Raw genomic sequence first — 16958 nt, 5'->3', positions numbered from 1 at the left:
TAGCTAACGTTAGTTATCGAAGCACAACATCGTATTGATCTTGTGTATAAACAGAATCCACTTGAAAACGAATACTCTTACCGATAAAAGCCTCTAGTTCAGCAACACCGACACTTTCTTCATCTAAAAATCGCTCTACTACAGTACTAGAAGCTAACACTGTATAGGTTTGTGAGTCATAAGCACGGTCTGCTCTTAGTATCTCACGAAATACTTCATAACAAACTGTTTCTGGTGTTTTAACCAAACCACTACCACGACATGATCGACACGGCTCACACAAAGTTTGACCAAGGCTTTCACGTGTTCTTTTACGTGTCATTTCAACCAAACCAAGCTCAGATACACCCGTTATTTTTGTTTTAGAGTGATCAACATCCAAAACCTTCTCAAGCATTCGTAGCACTTGCCGTTTATGCTCTTCATCTTCCATGTCAATGAAATCAATAATGATAATTCCACCAAGATTACGCAACCTAAGCTGCCGGCCTATAGATGTTGCAGCCTCAAGATTCGTTTTATAAATAGTTTCTTCAAGATTACGACTACCAACGAAACCACCCGTATTTACATCAATCGTCGTCATAGACTCAGTCTGTTCAACCAGTAAATAGCCACCTGACTTCAATTGAACTTTTCGATCTAATCCTTTCTGTATTTCGTCTTCTACACTGTAAAGGTCAAATATAGGACGTTCACCAGGATAGTATTCAATTCTATCTTTTAACTCAGGGATGAAATCATCAGCAAATGAACGTAATTTGGCATAATTTTCTTTTGAGTCTATACGGATTTTTTCAGTAGTTAACCCAACCAAATCTCTCATAGTACGTAAATGCAAAGGCAGATCTTCATAAATAATAGAAGGCGCTTTAGCATTTTGCATACGACGCTTAACAGATTGCCATAATCGAGTTAAAAACTTGATGTCAGAACGTATTTCATCCTCACCAACTTTTTCAGCCGCAGTACGCAAAATAAACCCACTGGTTTCATCTACATCAATTAACGCTTCAGAAACAAGTGCCTTAAGCCTCTCACGCTCCTCTTCGTCTTCTATCCGTTGACTCACACCAACATGCACTTGATCAGGCATATAAACTAAATAACGAGAAGGAATAGATAAGTGAGTAGTTAAGCGCGCGCCTTTTGAGCTAATAGGGTCTTTAGTAACCTGAACGACAAGGGATTGCCCTTCACGTAAATAATCACCAATTTGATCGCTAGGATTAATTGCATCACGATCCGCAACCTCAGAAACATGGATAAAGGCAGCACGCTCCAAACCGATATCAACAAATGCAGCCTGCATACCAGGAAGCACTCTCACTACTTTTCCTTGATATATATTCCCTACAATCCCTTTGCGACTAGAGCGCTCAATATAAACCTCTTGCAACACACCATTTTCAACAAGAGCAACACGAATTTCCATGGGAGTGACATTAATAAGTACATCTTCACTCATGAGACATATCCTCTAAAGAATGAATTCCAAATTGCTTTAATAGTTGCGCAGTTTCAAATAAAGGCAAGCCAACTACAGCGGAATAAGAACCAGACATCGTCTCAACAAACACAGAACCTAATCCTTGAATTGCGTATGAACCCGCCTTGTCTTGTGGCTCCCCTGTTCTCCAATACTGCTCTATTTCTACATCTGATATAGAGCGAAAAAAAACATCACTAACAACACATTTAGTAACTAAATGTTCGCGATCTAGATTGCAAAGACAAAGAGAAGTAATAACTTGATGGGAACGACCAGACAAAAGCCTCAACATATTTTTTGAGTCTTCAAGTGAAGTAGGTTTACCTAGAATATGACCGTCGATAACAACACTGGTATCAGACGCAATAAAAACAGCTGTAATATCAATATCTGATTGTTGTTTATATTTAATTTTTGCTGCTATGGCTTTTTCTACCGCCATTCGAACAACATAATTTTCAGCAATTTCTTGTGTATGCGGTGTTTCATCAATATCAGCAGGCAGAACATCAAAATTTTTCACCAAAAGATTGAGCAGCTCTTTTCTTCTCGGCGAAGCTGAAGCCAAAACAAGCATAAACGTTCCCTAAAAAATAGCCTAATGGATAGCGTACATACGACGCACACTACGTAGAACAATAAAAGACCAAGGCCATAATAAACCAGTGATAATCGCTGGCATAAAGATCATCAGAGTGGGCTCTGCATTACCTATATAGTGATCAACCCAAAAATCGACAAGTTGATTGACGCTCACAAGGACACATACAAAAAAGCCTTGCTGCCAACTATGGTACATTCTCAAACGTTTATAAAAAACAGCACAAGTATAAGCGATGATTACATAGGTTAGAGAGTGCTGACCAATAATTCCACCCTGCAATAAATCCACCATCAAACCCAAAAACCAGGCAAAACCGACACCAACTCTAAATGGTAAAGCGATTACCCAGTAGAGAATGACGAGCAAAGCCCATTCAGGTCGAAACCACAGAAGTTCCTCAGGAAAAGGAACAGCCTCAAGCATCAAAGCCGTTAACAGGGTAATAACAAATACAACAACTGACTTCATTTTTTCCCTGCTTGTGGCTTATCAATTAACATAACATGTCTACTTCGGCCTAGTTGGGCTAAAGGAACCACATCAATATCAGCGTAGGCCTTACCTTGGGTATACTTAACGCTTCTCACCACTCCAACAGGATAACCACTAGGAAATCGGTTATCTAGGCCCGACGTAGTGAGTATATCTCCCTTCTTAATATCAACTGATCGCGGAACACTCATCAATTCCATTAGCTTTAAACTTCCAGTCCCTCGGAGAATCCCTCTAAAGCCTGTTCTAGAAAGTTGTACAGGAATAAAATGACTGGCATCAGCAATAAGTAATACACGGCTACTATATGCGGCAGTTTCAACCACCTGGCCTAAAACACCGGTAGCATCTAAAGCGGGCTGACCAACATAAGCACCTGAAGAAAACCCTTTATCAATTAATAACTTATGGCTATAAGCATTTTGATCAAAACCAATAACTTCGGCCATGACAATTTTTTCATCTACGCGTTGAGAAGCATCAAGTAATTCTCTTAGACGTACATTTTCTGCTTGTAATGAATCTAATCGTTGCTGACGACTACGTAACAATAAGATTTCCGCCTGAAGGGATTGGTTTTCAGCTACCAACCCTTCCCTACTAGCAAGATGCTCATCTGCCCAATAAAAAACCTTTTGAGGCGTATTAACCACAACCTGTATAGGTGCCACCAACAAGGTTAAATAAGGTCTTACTTGAGAAAATACAGAATAACGAACATCTGCAAAAATCATAGCCACAGATAAAGTTACTAGCACACAAAAGCGAACGCTAGATACTTTTCCGCCAAAGTGAAGCGACTTATTTATGGGAGACTCCTAAGCTTTACTCGTTATCTGCTGTAAAGAGCTCAGATGCATGCTTATCCATTAATTCTAGAGCCATACCGCCACCACGAGCTACACATGTCAAAGGATCATCGGCAATAATGACAGGTAAGCCTGTTTCTTCACTGATTAAACGATCAATTTCACGTAACAATGCACCGCCGCCCGTTAATACCAAGCCAGTTTCACCGATATCGGCTGCCAATTCAGGAGGTGATTGCTCAAGAACCCCTTTAATAGCTTGGACAATTTGTGCTAACGGCTCTTGTAATGCATCTAGAATTTCAGTACTACTCAAAACGAAAGAGCGTGGAATACCTTCAGCTAGATTACGACCACGAACATCGATTTGTAGCTCTTCACCAGTGTGATAAGCCATGCCTATTTCTGTTTTAATACGCTCAGCTGTTGCATCACCAATCAAACTACCATATTGACGACGAACATAAGTCGTAATAGCTTCATCAAAACGGTCACCGCCGACACGAATAGACTCAGATGTCACAATACCATTCAAAGAAATAATCGCGATTTCAGTAGTACCACCACCGATATCAATAACCATTGAACCTGACGCTTCAGCAACAGGAAGTCCTGCCCCAATCGCAGCAGCCATAGGCTCTTCAATAATATAAACTTCACGAGCGCCAGCACCTAACGCAGACTCTTTGATTGCACGTCGCTCAACTTGAGTAGACTTACAAGGTACACATACAAGTACTCGTGGGCTTGGTTTTAACCAACTATTCTCATGTACTTTTGAAATAAAATACTGAAGCATTTTTTCTGTAACATGAAAATCAGCAATAACACCGTCTTTCATAGGTCGAATAGCAGTAATATTACCCGGTGTACGACCAAGCATACGCTTTGCATCTACACCAACCGACGCCACTGTTTTTTGATTCCCATTGTGACGTATCGCCACAACAGAAGGCTCATCAAGCACAATCCCGCGATCTCGAACGTAAATGAGGGTATTTGCCGTTCCTAAGTCAATAGACAAATCACTTGAAAACATTCCCCTGATTTTCTTAAACATGAATTCTTACATCCTGATAAATACGATACGAATAGCTTCAAAATGTAACAATCGCCAGCCCAATGGGCAAGTTGATTCCGCGTAAATTTGAAAAAAACTACTATGAACTTTACTACTCATAGGTTTTCTTGCAAAAAAACACAAATAAACTAGATTTTTCACGTCGTTAGCTTTATAGCGGTTCAACTAAGAGATACAATATTTACTATTTTTTACGACAATCAAAATCAGGTGGAACATGTCCATAGACAAACAAGACGTGCAAAAAATTGCACACTTGGCACGCCTTGCTCTAACAGAAGAAGGTGCCGATCAATACCAACATTCACTATCTAGTGTTCTAGCGCTCGTCGAGCAGATGCAATCTGTTAATACCGATGGTGTTGAACCACTTTCAAACCCACTTGAAATGACACAAAGACTAAGAGACGACATAGTCACAGAAGAAAATCGCCGTGACGCTTTCCTCGCCAACGCCCCTCAAACAGAAGCGGGTCTTTTCCTAGTACCAAAAGTTATAGATTAAGAGAGCCAAGCATGTTCGAACAAAGCATCTCGACATTAGCGCAAAAATTACGTAATAAAGATATTTCAAGCGTTGAGTTAACACATCTTTTTTTAAACCGTATTGCAGAGATTGATCCACAGCTAAATAGCTATATTACCGTCAGTGAGCAACACGCATTAGAGCAAGCTGCAGCAGCAGACATCCTAATACAAAGCGGAAAAGGTACTAACTTAACCGGCATACCAGTTGCTCACAAAGATTTATTTTGCACCCAAGGAACACTAACAACCTGCGGTTCAAAAATGCTAAGCAGTTTCATTCCACCTTACGAATCAACTGTTACTAGTCGTATTCAGCAATCTGGCGCGGTTATGCTAGGAAAAACCAACATGGATGAGTTCGCCATGGGCTCTTCGAATGAAAATAGCTTTTACGGAGCCGTAAAAAACCCCTGGAACCTAAACACAGTCCCAGGTGGATCATCTGGCGGATCTGCTGCTGCTATCGCTGCTGGCCTTGCTGTTGCAGCAACAGGAACAGACACAGGGGGATCTATTCGCCAACCAGCATCTTTTTGCGGCATTACAGGTCTAAAGCCGACTTATGGTCGCGTTTCTCGCTTTGGTATGATTGCTTATGCATCTAGCCTAGATCAAGCGGGTCCAATGGCAAAAAGTGCCGAAGACTGCGCGCATTTAATGCAAGCTATGAGTGGTTTTGACGAAAAAGACTCAACATCTTCCGAAACACCTACTGACGATTATTTAACCAACATTAACACCCCTCTAACAGGTCTAAAAATCGGTCTACCTAAAGAGTATTTTGGTGACGGTCTAGACGCTGACGTTGCCGACGTTATTATGGCTGCCGTTAAAGAATTCGAAAAACTGGGTGCAACCGTAAAAGAAATTTCATTGCCAAACCTGCAACTGAGCATTCCATCTTATTACGTGATCGCTCCGTCTGAAGCATCGTCTAACCTATCTCGATTTGATGGCGTACGATTTGGTCATCGTTGCGACGACCCGAAAGACTTACTAGACATGTATACTCGCTCACGAGCAGAAGGCTTTGGCACAGAGGTACAAAAACGCATTATGGTCGGCACTTACGCCTTATCAGAAGGCTATTATGATGCTTATTATTTAAAAGCTCAGAAAATACGCCGCTTAATTAAAGAAGATTTCGTCAAAGCCCTCAGTGAAGTCGATGTCATCATGGGCCCTGTAGCACCAACCACGGCGTTTAGCCTTGGTAGTAAAACCAGCGACCCTGTTGCCATGTACCTAGAAGACATATACACACTATCTGTCAATCTTGCTGGCATACCCGCTATGTCGGTCCCTGCTGGCTTTGTAGATGGCATGCCTGTCGGCCTTCAAGTCATGGGTAATTATTTTGCCGAAGCTAAACTATTAAACGTAGCACACCAGTATCAACAACATACTGATTGGCATTTACAATCACCAGCAATGACAAAAGGAGCAAAAGCATGAACTGGGAAGTTGTTATAGGCCTTGAGATTCATACTCAGCTCTCTACAAAATCAAAATTATTTTCAGGTGCCGCTGTTGGCTTTGGCGCCGAACCAAACACTCAAACAACTTTGGTAGATTTGGGGATGCCAGGTGCTCTACCTGTTTTAAACAAAGAAGCACTTCGTATGGCAGTTATGTTTGGCCACGCCATTGATGCAGAGATAGGAATGACGTCAGTTTTTGCACGTAAAAACTATTTCTATCCAGACCTACCAAAAGGCTATCAAACCAGCCAAATGGACCACCCAATTGTTGGTATCGGTCACCTTGATGTGACATTGGAAGATGGCACAACATCACGCATTGGCATTACTCGTGCGCATCTTGAAGAAGATGCTGGAAAATCTTTACACGAAGATTTTCAAGGTATGACAGGAATAGACTTAAACCGTTCCAGCACACCATTACTTGAGATTGTTTCAGAACCAGACATACGCTCAGCGAAAGAAGCTGTTGCCTATGTCAAAATGATTCACTCTATTGTGACTTATCTAGGCATCTGTGATGGCAACATGGCCGAAGGCTCAATGCGTTGTGACGTAAATATTTCATTACGACCTAAAGGGCAAACCGAATATGGCACACGCACAGAGATAAAAAATGTAAATTCATTTCGCTTTATTGAAAAAGCTATTTATACAGAGATTGAGCGCCAAGCAGATATATTGGAAGACGGCGGAAGAATCATTCAAGAAACTCGATTATATGATCCAGAAAAGAATGAAACTCGAAGCATGCGCTCCAAAGAAGACGCAAACGACTATCGTTACTTTCCTTGCCCCGACTTATTACCAATTGTCCTGACACAAGATTATGTAGACGAAATAAAAGCAAGCCTACCTGAGCTCCCTAGCCAGAAAGCTGAGCGATTCCAAAGCGAACATAGGCTAAGTGAATACGACGCCCATGTCCTTTCATCATCACGGGCAATGGCAGACTATTTTGAAGCCGCTAACACCATCGCTAAAGATGCAAAACTAACGGCAAACTGGGTGATGGGTGAGCTAAGTAAACTCCTCAACCAAGAACAATTAGACATACAAAACACCCCTGTTAAGGCCAATAGTTTTGGTGAGTTAGTAGCCAGAATTAAAGACAACACCATAAATGGAAAAACAGCAAAAGACGTACTTCAAGCAATGTGGGAAGGCGAAGGCTCTGCGGATAAAATAATTGAAGCAAAAGGCCTAAAACAGGTTACCGATACTGATGCAATTGAAAGCATGATTCAAACTATTTTGGACGCAAATGCCAATCAAGTTCAACAATATCGCAGCTCTGACGAAGATAAACAAAAGAAAATGATTGGCTTCTTCGTTGGCCAGGTAATGAAAGCCTCTCAAGGTAAAGCAAACCCAGGAATCGTCAACCCGATTCTTGCTAAAATGCTAAAAGGCTAAAAACACTCATCAAAGAAACAAAAATGCCGCTTAGTTTATTAAACACAAAGCGGCATTTTTTATAACTAAAAATCAAGCATCAGAAACAATCTGATCTCGCCCTAGGCGCTTAGCCTCGTAAAGATTAGCATCTGCAATCCTAATAGACTCCTCAAGAGAAGTTACAGGGCGACAACAAACCCCTACGCTGCAAGTTATAAGAACTTTAGCCTCTGTTAACTCTTTCGATCGCATTTTTAGAGAGAAGGAGTTCAGTAACCCCTGCAACTCCTGCTCACCTACACTGGCAATAATACAGAACTCCTCACCACCAAAGCGAAAAGCCAAAACATCAGGAAATGATGCTTTTATTTCAGAGCCAACAGCCTCTAACAACTGATCACCAACAACATGACCATAAGTATCATTTACTCGCTTAAAGTTGTCTAAATCAAGCATAGCAAGTGAAACATTAGGCGAGTTTTTCCGAAAAAATCGCTCACCTTCATCAAATAAATAACGTCTATTTTTCAGCTTAGTCAGTGGATCAATATTTGCCAAATCTCTTATTGTTTCAAGCATCTCTTGCGCTTCAAGATTGTGAATAACCCGACAATGGAACTCTTCATGGTAAAATGGCTTTTTAAGAAAATCATTCGCACCTGCCTTAATAAACTTAGCCGATAATGCATTGTCTCCTTCAGCGGACAACCCAATAATAACTAAATCTTGAAACCGTGAGTTGTGCCTCAACATACGAACCAAATCATAACCATTTACCAGAGGCATATTATGATCGGTAATCAGCATACTAATATCAGAATCGGCCTCTAGTTTAGCCAGAGCCTCCTGTCCGTTTTCAGCCTCAATGACTTTAAAACGATATTGTTCTAATAAAATTTTAATAAAAAGCCGGCTAGTCGAAGAGTCCTCAGCAACCAGAACCTTTATGCCTTGATTCTTATTTAAGCGTTCAATAACCTTGATGACATGATTAAAGGAGTATCGACTGTCTTTGATAATGTAATCAAGAACCCCTTTATTCAAAAGACTAAGTCTTAAAGAATCATTGATGTTTCCAGTCAATACCACACAAGGAATTTTATGAGATAAGACAAGATCAACGATTTCACCGTTTTCTGCGTCAGGTAAATTTAAATCCACAATCGCTGCAAAAAACACTTCTTCAAGATTGTTTAATTTGCTTTCCGCTTCTTTATAACAATCACATAGCACAGGAATAAAAGTAGGATTTTGTAACAACAGGTGGTTTAACACTTTAAGAACAACAGGACTGTCCTCCACCACTAGTATTTTTAACCTAGTAACCATTAACAAAACCTTATATCAAAAAAAAAAATGATTCATTAGCTTGTAATTATATACTTTAATGGCCCACAACGCCCTAAAATTTCAACGCTCTAAACCATCACAGCCAGTGTTATTTTGTAAATGACCGATGTAATCATATTTTATTTTATTTATAATCATTCGTTTAATATAAGGCAAAAAATCATGCAATGCCGATCTAATTGTGGTGCCTGCTGCATAGCACCCTCTATTACATCTCCAATACCAGGAATGCCTAATGGAAAATTGGCAGGAGAGCATTGCATACAGCTTTTAAGCGATTTTAGTTGCGCCATATTTAAAGACCCATCACGGCCAAAAGTATGTAAAGATTTCATGGCTGAAAAGTACATTTGCAATAACAGTAAAGAAGAAGCTATTACCATATTAAACCATCTAGAAGACTTTACTCGCCCACTAAACGCAAGCTCACACACAGGAACACATTCATGATATCGGTGAATAAATTTTTTTTATTAATATGCATCAGTGCATTACTTAGTGCTTGCTCCTCCTCAAGTAAACAGCACCTTATAGAGCCACCTAGCGAATCTCAAATAGAGTACACCGTAAAAGAGCAAGTATCATTAACACTGAACGCTTTCACTCCCGTTGCGGGCCAAGCAATCCCCAACAATAGCGTTCTTGAAGCATACAAGGCTCGTGGTTATGAGCCGATATGGATTGAAAACCAAAAAATTAACAAATCGATTTACAAACTAGTCGACATACTTGAGCAATCCTACACCCATGGACTCAACCCTATTCACTATCACACAAATATAATTAAAGAATATTTAGCGCTGAAAAAACCATCACCTCAACAACTCGCCGAAATGGACGTAATTGCCACAATAGCACTAACTAGCTACGCACATGACTTAAGTAATGGTCGTTATGAACCACTACTCATAGACCCCAATTGGCAGCTTGATGCACCGAACGATAACTGGAGAAACCTACTTTACCTTAGCTCTGCAACAGGTATGGTCGACTCACTCCCAATGCTCACTCCGAGAAACCCACAATACCAGATACTACAAAAATGGCTGGTTTATTATCAAGATCTAACATCGAAAGAAAAAGACATCTTCGTTAGCACCGGATCAATCCTATCCATAGGGGACGAAGGGCCACGGGTTGCACAACTAAGAGCCCGCTTAGTACAACTTGGCGATATTCGACTCTCCACTCGCAAAGTAAATGAGGAACATTTCGACATACGCTTGAAAGAAGCATTAATACGCTTTCAACGTCGCCATCACATTTCTGTAGACGGCTCAGCCGGCCCTAAGACAATCCAAACACTTAATGTCCCACTAGAAGTTAGAGCAAAGCAAATCACTTATAACCTAGAAAGATGGCGCTGGCTGCCAAGTGATTTGGAAGCTAACCGTGTTTGGGTAGATTTAACAAACTATACAGTCGATATGCATTTAAATGGCGAACTTACATCAATGAAGGTGGTTATCGGCAAGCCTGAAAGGAAAACCCCTGTATTCAAGGGGTTAATGACTTACATGGTCACTAATCCAACATGGAGAGTCCCTCACAGGATTGCAAGAGAAAACCTATTACCTAAATTGCAAGCTGATCCAAATTACTTGGTGAAACACGGTTACAAACTCTATTCAAGCTGGAGCATTGGCGCGAAAGAACTTGATTCAACAAAAATAAATTGGAAAAAAATCACAGAGAGCAAATTAAGCTATCGCTTTGAACAGCAACCAGATGAAGATAATGCTTTAGGGCAATATAAATTCATGTTTCCGAACAAGAATGAAATTTATCTACATGACACTCCTGCAAAACATTTATTTCGTAAAACAGACAGAGCATTCAGTTCTGGTTGTGTCCGCCTAGAGAACCCAACTGAATTTGCGAGAGAAATAACCAAAGGCAGTAAACGCTTTAACGAAATGACAAAGGCACTAAAAAGTAAAAGCAACAGTGTTATTACTCTACCTACCTACATACCTGTTTATTTAGTGTATTTCACCGTTGTTCCAAACGCTAATGGCATGCTGGAGTTTCGCAATGATATTTACGAAAGAGATCAATTAATGGAAGACGCAATGGGATACAGTTTTTTCAATCCAAAAGAATCGATCTAATTAAACACAGCATAAAAACAAGACAATAAAAAAAGCCCGATAAATACATTTCTTATTTATAGGGCTTTTTTGCTACAGACTTTTAGTTAAATCTAATCTCTATTTGACAATGATACAGACAGTAACCTCTTCACGATCATGATAAAGATGCTTTACTTGATAGTGATAACTTATCCCAGCTTTTCTCAGCGCAGCATCAATAGCCTCTAAGCACAAAGATACTTCTTGATAGCGTTTCTTCATCGGCAACTTTAAATTAAAAATAGCCCTTCTTGCCCAACAATTAGCCAGCCACTTAGCCATCAGCTCAGCCACCTTTATAGGCCTTTCAACCATATCACAAACAAGCCAATCAACCGTGTAAGGAGGCTCATATTTAAAGCCATCAGCTTTTTCATGCTCCACTAGCCCGCTAGACATTAGTTCCTTTTGCATTGGTCCATTATCAATAGCAATAACATGAATGCCTTTTTTGACAAACTGATATGTCCAACCACCCGGCGCAGCACCTAGATCAACAGCAGTCATACCTTCAATTAAATTTTCTTCGCGGATACGCTCAGGAACAAATTGTAGAAACGCTTCTTCAAGCTTAAGTGTAGAACGACTAGGTCCCGCAGCAGGAAAACGTAAACGCCTAATTCCCATAGGGAACTCACTGCGACAAACCTCATAAGACACACCTAAATAAGCCGCTTCACCACTCAACATAAAGACATGATGCCTAACACCGACGGCTTTATTACGTAATACACCAGATCGCTTCCAACCCTCTCGCAAAGGTTTTTCCAGTTTTTTGATTAGACCAGACAGAGCTTTCGCTTCATTAGTATCAGCAGTTTCAATCCATATTTCTTCAGCCAAAGGCAACTCGCGAGCAGCTTCAAGCAGTAACTCAACTCGCCCACCCTGCTCTAACTCAATTACATCATTAATAGCAATAATCTGGCGAGCAAAAATAAGACGATTAAACTGTAATTGCTTGATTAAGTTTTCGCCCGCATCTGCTTGATCAAAGTTATACACAATATAACCCGCATCAGGAACCACCTTCGCATAACCATAAAAGCCCTTGCTACTAGCAACTTCCGACAGTTCTGCCGCGCAATCTTTTTCAAAACCCTGACGGCAATAAACTAAAACATTTTTCATTCACATTCCCTCTCAGTAAGAGCTAATCTTTACTGAGTTATATTAATTACTTTTTTAGAGGGCCACTTTAAATAAGGACTCATCAAATTGCACCCCAACAAATTCAGATAACTCTCGCGAAAAACACTTACCAGATGCAGGAAAACTAATACCCCAGGCTTATTAAGCACCTAACAGTCATCACAACAAAATAATACTTCGATCAAAGACACCTCATCACGAAAAATAAAGGGAAAATAGAGTAGCTAACAAGCTTATCCACAGAGAAAGTGGACAACTCATATGTCAATACGGTGAATCAAATATATTCAATTTTTAATAATCAGATTGTACAAAGACACGGTTCCGTCCATTACGTTTGGCGATATACAAACCTTTATCCGCTTGCGCCAATATTTCTTCGTAACGAGAAACACTAGAAGTAATTGAAGCTAAGCCTGCACTGATGGTGACAGGAATAATAATCCCTTGCTCTGTCTCTATTAACATATCTTCAACAGACTGACGAATACGCTCTACAACACCTTCAGCTTGCTTCAAGTTAGTATCTCGCATAATCACAATAAACTCCTCCCCACCATAACGACCTATTTCATCTTGAGGACGTATAACAGAACACATCATATTAGCAACCTGAGCTAAAACTAAATCACCTGCTTCATGACCATAGGTATCATTAATTTTTTTAAAGTGATCTAAATCTACAATAGCAAAAACGCAGGACTCTCTATTAATAACAGAATCTGCAAAAATATTAACCGCATCAGCCAGCACTTTCCGCCTATTCGATAAACCTGTTAATTCATCTTTTTCGGCCAAGGTTCGTAAATGCCTATTAACAGATTTCAACCGACTCATCACTAAGTTAACAACTACTGAAAAGTAAAAAGAAACAGAAAAAAAAGTAATAATCTCTACAAAGCCTTGATCTTCTGCAGTTAAATATAAGTCTTTTAACGTCAGAAATTCACAGACAAAAAATAAAACAGTAGAACTAACAACAATTAGATATTTTGAAAACGCTTGATCAACTCTAAAAACAACGACAGCGTAAAGAATCACATTAACAAAAACCCAATGAAAGCTACTACTGGCTCCAAAATAAAATAAACTAAGAATGGTTATTTGAATAATTTTAGCAATAGGAATTAATAATTGAGCACGGCCAAAATCACCCAAGCAATTAGAACGAAAACCTATAAGTGCAGATATTAAACAACCTAAAGAGAAAATGCCCATAAACGGCATTTGGCGAAGGAAGAAAAATACCAACATAGAAAAACAGCTTATGGCGAATACTAAATATGAAAAAACCACCACATGCTTCTGATTGAGATCGTTATCGAACTCATCTGCAAAACCAGAGTTAAGTAGCTTGTCTATAGTTTTTTTTGTTAAAGAAAACACGGTATTCCTAATCAAGGTCGGACTTAAGTAACCACACCACAAATGACGCGAATCTCGATGCAATTGAATTTCAATGACGCATTCTACAGAATACGTCATATCTTTTCTATTAATTCAGATAACGATAGCCTCAATATCAAAATACGAATTGAAGAAATCAGTTGAAGACAAAAAAGTTAAAATTTCGTACTCTACGCCACCTAAAAAAACCCAATAATCATTGGCATGAATATTGATAAGTACACTCCAATAGTAGGGTTTAAAACTTTAACTGATTGGTCAAGTTAAATATCACAGGCATCACGAACCAAATTAGTGCGCGGCACGTTTATTTTGGTGCAAAAAAACATAAGATATTTGCTTTTATTAGCAATATAAATAAACCATATAGAAAAATAATATTCTTTCGTCCAACTAAACCCTAGAAATAAGGTGTCGGAACATTGAAAACACACAATTTAGTATCTCGCCTTGAATTGGCGAATATCACTAAACAATACCCTGGTTGCTTGGCTAATGATCGTATTAGCATCACTTTAATGCCTGGCGAAATTCATGCTCTATTAGGTGAGAATGGAGCAGGAAAAAGTACACTAGTCAAAACTATTTACGGCGTAGTCTCTCCCGATAAAGGAGACATCATATGGAATGGCAGAGAAGTTAATATTAAATCACCCTCTATTGCTCGTGATTTAGGAATCGGCATGGTGTTTCAGCATTTTTCATTGTTTGAAACATTAACTGTCAGCCAAAACATTGAACTATGTCTAAGTAAAAGCCAACTGAATAATATTGGGGATCTAGCCCAAAGAATTATTCAACTGTCTGAAGAATACGGTTTAAATGTTGATCCAAGTCGATATGTGCACTCCCTTTCAATTGGCGAAAGACAACGTGTTGAAATCATGCGTTGCCTTGTTCAGTCCGTGAAACTGCTTATTTTAGACGAACCGACTTCCGTTTTAACACCACAAGAAGTCGCTGGACTGTTTAACGTCTTACGCACCCTATCAAAAGAAGGCTGTAGCATTTTATTTATCAGCCACAAACTCCATGAAGTTACCGAAGTTTGTCACAAAGCAACCATTCTTCGTGGCGGCAAAGTGGTTGATACATGTGTACCAAGTGAAGAAACACCTGCCACTATCGCAAAAATGATGGTCGGTGACTTGGCAGATCAAGACGCTGGTTATTCGAAAAAAGAAGGAACCGTTGAAGTTTTTAATGTGAGCGACCTATCTTTACCTTCTAAACAACCCTTTGGTACAGCACTAAAAAATATCAACTTCGACTTAAAAGCTGGCGAAATATTAGGCATTGCAGGTGTTGCAGGTAACGGCCAAGACGAATTGATGGCTATAATAAGCGGTGAAGACGAACGTAATGTCAAAAACGCCCTAACGCTAGGCAAGCTTAAGATTGGACATTTACACGCTGGAGAAAGGCGGCAGCTAGGCATGGCTTACGTACCAGAAGAAAGACTTGGTCGTGGCGCAGTACCCGATATGAGTCTGACAGAAAATACGCTACTGACTCACAGCACGGGTTTTGTTAAAAACGGTTTAGTGCAATGGCAAAGCATCAAGGAATACACCACGGAACTTATCGGTAAGTACAAAGTTAAATGCCATGGTGAATTTTCAGAAGCTCAAAGTTTAAGTGGTGGTAATTTACAAAAATTCATCATGGGTCGAGAAATTGGTCAGCACCCAAAAGTATTAATTTGTGCTCACCCAACATGGGGAGTTGATGTGGGTGCCGCACTTGCTATTCATCAAGCACTACTCGAACTTCGTGATGAAGGCGCTGCAATTTTGCTTATTTCAGAAGACATTGATGAACTTTTTCTATTAGCCGATCGAATGGCAGCTGTTTGTGATGGGTATTTATCACCATTAGTAAAAACAGAAGAAACCAATATAGATCAAATAGGCCAATGGATGGCTGGTACCTTTATCAACACAGCAGTTCAAGAGGCTCAGGCATGATCCGCATTCAAGCTCGTACAGAGCCAAGTTCTTTAATGAAAGTAGCCTCACCGCTGCTTGCTATCGTACTGACCCTCATCTTTGGTGCTATTTTATTTTCTGCTATTGGAAAGTCACCAGTTCAAGCTTTGCATGTGTTGCTTATTGCACCATTAGCTGACAGCTACAACATTGGCGAAATGTTTGTAAAAATGGGACCTCTACTACTTTGTGCAGTGGGCTTATCATTATGCTATCGCGCTAACATGTGGAACATAGGTGCAGAAGGACAGCTTTTAGCCGGCGCATTGGGCGGTTCGGCTATGGCGCTTTACTTTATTGATTCAGAATCTGTATTCGCACTTCCAATCACTTTATTAGCAGGCATCATTTCCGGTATGGCTTGGGCCGCGGTTCCAACTTTCTTAAAGTTACGCTACAACTCAAATCTAATCTTAACCACGATTATGTTTAATTATATCGCTCTATACCTTCTTATCTGGTCTGTCCATGGTCCATTAAGAGACCCTGATGGTTATGGCTTCCCAGAGTCCGCGCTGTTTTCAGATATAACACTATTACCTACATTATTTGAAGGTAGCCGAATTCACCTTGGTATTCTTTTCGCGATTATCTCAGGTATCATTGGTTGGTTTATTTTGAGCAAAACACATCTTGGTTTCCAAATTCGTGTTTTCGGTGCAGATGAACCTGCTGCAAGATATGCAGGGTTTAGCAGTAAAAAACTAAGTTGGTTTGTCATGTTGTTTGCAGGTGCATTAGCTGGCTTAGCGGGTGTAAGTGAAACGACAGGACCAATCGGTCAATTAACCCCAAATATTTCTCCTGGTTATGGTTATTCCGCCATCATTGTTGCTTATTTGGGAAGATTACATCCTATTGGTGCCATTATCGCGGCCATGTTCATGGCAGTACTTTATATGGGCGGTGACTTAGCTCAAATTGAAATGGGTATTCCGGTTGCTGTTATCAGTATGTTTCAAGGTGTTTTATTGTTCTTCTTATTAGCATGTGACTTTTTTATTAATAATCGCCTCACATTCACCAACCAAGCGACAAACTAGG

15 protein-coding genes are annotated in these 16958 nt (G+C 39.9%); 7 read left to right on the top strand and 8 right to left on the bottom strand.

What is annotated here, in order from left to right; genetic code table 11:
• Positions 1-13: 13 nt before the first annotated feature.
• The 5 genes from rng to IF202_RS11575 form a co-directional block, all read right to left on the bottom strand.
• Positions 14-1468: a ribonuclease G gene (rng, locus tag IF202_RS11595; RefSeq protein WP_191595057.1), complete on the bottom strand. Its 1455-nt coding sequence runs from the start codon at positions 1466-1468 to the stop codon at positions 14-16.
• Positions 1461-2069, bottom strand: coding sequence for a Maf family protein (locus tag IF202_RS11590; protein WP_191595056.1), 609 nt, complete (start codon positions 2067-2069; stop codon positions 1461-1463). Before IF202_RS11590 ends, rng begins: the two co-directional genes overlap by 8 nt.
• A gap of 21 nt (positions 2070-2090) precedes the next feature.
• Positions 2091-2564: a rod shape-determining protein MreD gene (mreD, locus tag IF202_RS11585; protein WP_191595055.1), complete on the bottom strand. Its 474-nt coding sequence runs from the start codon at positions 2562-2564 to the stop codon at positions 2091-2093.
• Positions 2561-3346, bottom strand: a complete 786-nt coding sequence (gene mreC, locus IF202_RS11580; protein WP_328797221.1) for a rod shape-determining protein MreC — start codon at positions 3344-3346, stop codon at positions 2561-2563. Before mreC ends, mreD begins: the two co-directional genes overlap by 4 nt.
• Positions 3347-3413: 67 nt before the next feature.
• Complete coding sequence (locus IF202_RS11575) at positions 3414-4457, bottom strand: rod shape-determining protein (RefSeq protein ID WP_191595054.1); 1044 nt, start codon at positions 4455-4457, stop codon at positions 3414-3416.
• A 238-nt stretch (positions 4458-4695) separates the two neighbouring features.
• On the opposite strand from IF202_RS11575, the gene gatC reads away from it, so the two are divergent.
• The 3 genes from gatC to gatB are packed head-to-tail and all read left to right on the top strand — an operon-like array spanning position 4696 to position 7903.
• Positions 4696-4983 carry an Asp-tRNA(Asn)/Glu-tRNA(Gln) amidotransferase subunit GatC gene (gene gatC, locus IF202_RS11570; RefSeq protein WP_191595053.1) on the top strand — a complete coding sequence of 96 codons (288 nt, stop codon included), beginning with the start codon at positions 4696-4698 and terminating at the stop codon, positions 4981-4983.
• A gap of 11 nt (positions 4984-4994) precedes the next feature.
• Positions 4995-6461 (top strand): Asp-tRNA(Asn)/Glu-tRNA(Gln) amidotransferase subunit GatA, encoded by a 1467-nt coding sequence (gene gatA / locus IF202_RS11565; protein ID WP_191595052.1) that lies wholly within the window; start codon positions 4995-4997, stop codon positions 6459-6461.
• Positions 6458-7903 (top strand): Asp-tRNA(Asn)/Glu-tRNA(Gln) amidotransferase subunit GatB, encoded by a 1446-nt coding sequence (gatB, locus tag IF202_RS11560; protein WP_191595051.1) that lies wholly within the window; start codon positions 6458-6460, stop codon positions 7901-7903. Before gatA ends, gatB begins: the two co-directional genes overlap by 4 nt.
• A 72-nt stretch (positions 7904-7975) precedes the next feature.
• Here the strand turns inward: gatB and IF202_RS11555 are convergent, their stop codons facing one another.
• On the bottom strand, positions 7976-9214 hold the full coding sequence (locus IF202_RS11555) for a response regulator (protein ID WP_191595050.1): 1239 nt from the start codon (positions 9212-9214) through the stop codon (positions 7976-7978).
• Between the two features lie 120 nt (positions 9215-9334).
• Here IF202_RS11555 and IF202_RS17500 point away from each other — a divergent pair, with 120 nt between their 5' ends.
• The gene (locus IF202_RS17500; protein ID WP_456238048.1) at positions 9335-9685 is read left to right on the top strand and encodes a YkgJ family cysteine cluster protein; all 351 of its coding nucleotides are present in this window, start codon (positions 9335-9337) and stop codon (positions 9683-9685) included.
• Positions 9682-11346, top strand: coding sequence for a L,D-transpeptidase family protein (locus IF202_RS11545; RefSeq protein ID WP_191595048.1), 1665 nt, complete (start codon positions 9682-9684; stop codon positions 11344-11346). Before IF202_RS17500 ends, IF202_RS11545 begins: the two co-directional genes overlap by 4 nt.
• 99 nt (positions 11347-11445) lie before the next feature.
• Here IF202_RS11545 and rlmM read toward each other — a convergent pair whose 3' ends face one another.
• Positions 11446-12498: a 23S rRNA (cytidine(2498)-2'-O)-methyltransferase RlmM gene (rlmM, locus tag IF202_RS11540; RefSeq protein WP_191595047.1), complete on the bottom strand. Its 1053-nt coding sequence runs from the start codon at positions 12496-12498 to the stop codon at positions 11446-11448.
• Between the two features lie 315 nt (positions 12499-12813).
• Positions 12814-14004, bottom strand: coding sequence for a GGDEF domain-containing protein (locus IF202_RS11535; RefSeq protein ID WP_206705466.1), 1191 nt, complete (start codon positions 14002-14004; stop codon positions 12814-12816).
• Positions 14005-14348: 344 nt separating this feature from the next.
• Here IF202_RS11535 and IF202_RS11530 point away from each other — a divergent pair, with 344 nt between their 5' ends.
• Positions 14349-15893 carry an ABC transporter ATP-binding protein gene (locus IF202_RS11530; protein ID WP_191595046.1) on the top strand — a complete coding sequence of 515 codons (1545 nt, stop codon included), beginning with the start codon at positions 14349-14351 and terminating at the stop codon, positions 15891-15893.
• Positions 15890-16957 (top strand): ABC transporter permease, encoded by a 1068-nt coding sequence (locus tag IF202_RS11525; protein ID WP_191595045.1) that lies wholly within the window; start codon positions 15890-15892, stop codon positions 16955-16957. The genes IF202_RS11530 and IF202_RS11525 overlap by 4 nt, the downstream gene beginning before the upstream one ends.
• Position 16958: the final 1 nt, after the last annotated feature.

The sequence above is a fragment of the Marinomonas colpomeniae genome, assembly GCF_014803385.1.
Classification (GTDB): Bacteria; Pseudomonadota; Gammaproteobacteria; order Pseudomonadales; family Marinomonadaceae; genus Marinomonas; species Marinomonas colpomeniae.
Note: the sequence above shows the minus strand (reverse complement) of the source record. Positions and strands in the feature narration are given on the sequence as shown.

Excerpts from the sequence above, each read along its gene's own strand:
- IF202_RS17500 (WP_456238048.1), top strand. The coding sequence starts at position 9,335 with ATGACCGATGTAATCATATTTTATTTTATTTATAATCATTCGTTTAAT.
- IF202_RS11575 (WP_191595054.1), bottom strand. The coding sequence starts at position 4,457 with ATGTTTAAGAAAATCAGGGGAATGTTTTCAAGTGATTTGTCTATTGAC.
- IF202_RS11555 (WP_191595050.1), bottom strand. The coding sequence starts at position 9,214 with ATGGTTACTAGGTTAAAAATACTAGTGGTGGAGGACAGTCCTGTTGTT.
- IF202_RS11545 (WP_191595048.1), top strand. The coding sequence starts at position 9,682 with ATGATATCGGTGAATAAATTTTTTTTATTAATATGCATCAGTGCATTA.
- IF202_RS11535 (WP_206705466.1), bottom strand. The coding sequence starts at position 14,004 with ATGACGTATTCTGTAGAATGCGTCATTGAAATTCAATTGCATCGAGAT.
- IF202_RS11590 (WP_191595056.1), bottom strand. The coding sequence starts at position 2,069 with ATGCTTGTTTTGGCTTCAGCTTCGCCGAGAAGAAAAGAGCTGCTCAAT.
- IF202_RS11525 (WP_191595045.1), top strand. The coding sequence starts at position 15,890 with ATGATCCGCATTCAAGCTCGTACAGAGCCAAGTTCTTTAATGAAAGTA.
- rlmM (WP_191595047.1), bottom strand. The coding sequence starts at position 12,498 with ATGAAAAATGTTTTAGTTTATTGCCGTCAGGGTTTTGAAAAAGATTGC.
- gatB (WP_191595051.1), top strand. The coding sequence starts at position 6,458 with ATGAACTGGGAAGTTGTTATAGGCCTTGAGATTCATACTCAGCTCTCT.
- rng (WP_191595057.1), bottom strand. The coding sequence starts at position 1,468 with ATGAGTGAAGATGTACTTATTAATGTCACTCCCATGGAAATTCGTGTT.
- gatA (WP_191595052.1), top strand. The coding sequence starts at position 4,995 with ATGTTCGAACAAAGCATCTCGACATTAGCGCAAAAATTACGTAATAAA.
- mreD (WP_191595055.1), bottom strand. The coding sequence starts at position 2,564 with ATGAAGTCAGTTGTTGTATTTGTTATTACCCTGTTAACGGCTTTGATG.
- gatC (WP_191595053.1), top strand. The coding sequence starts at position 4,696 with ATGTCCATAGACAAACAAGACGTGCAAAAAATTGCACACTTGGCACGC.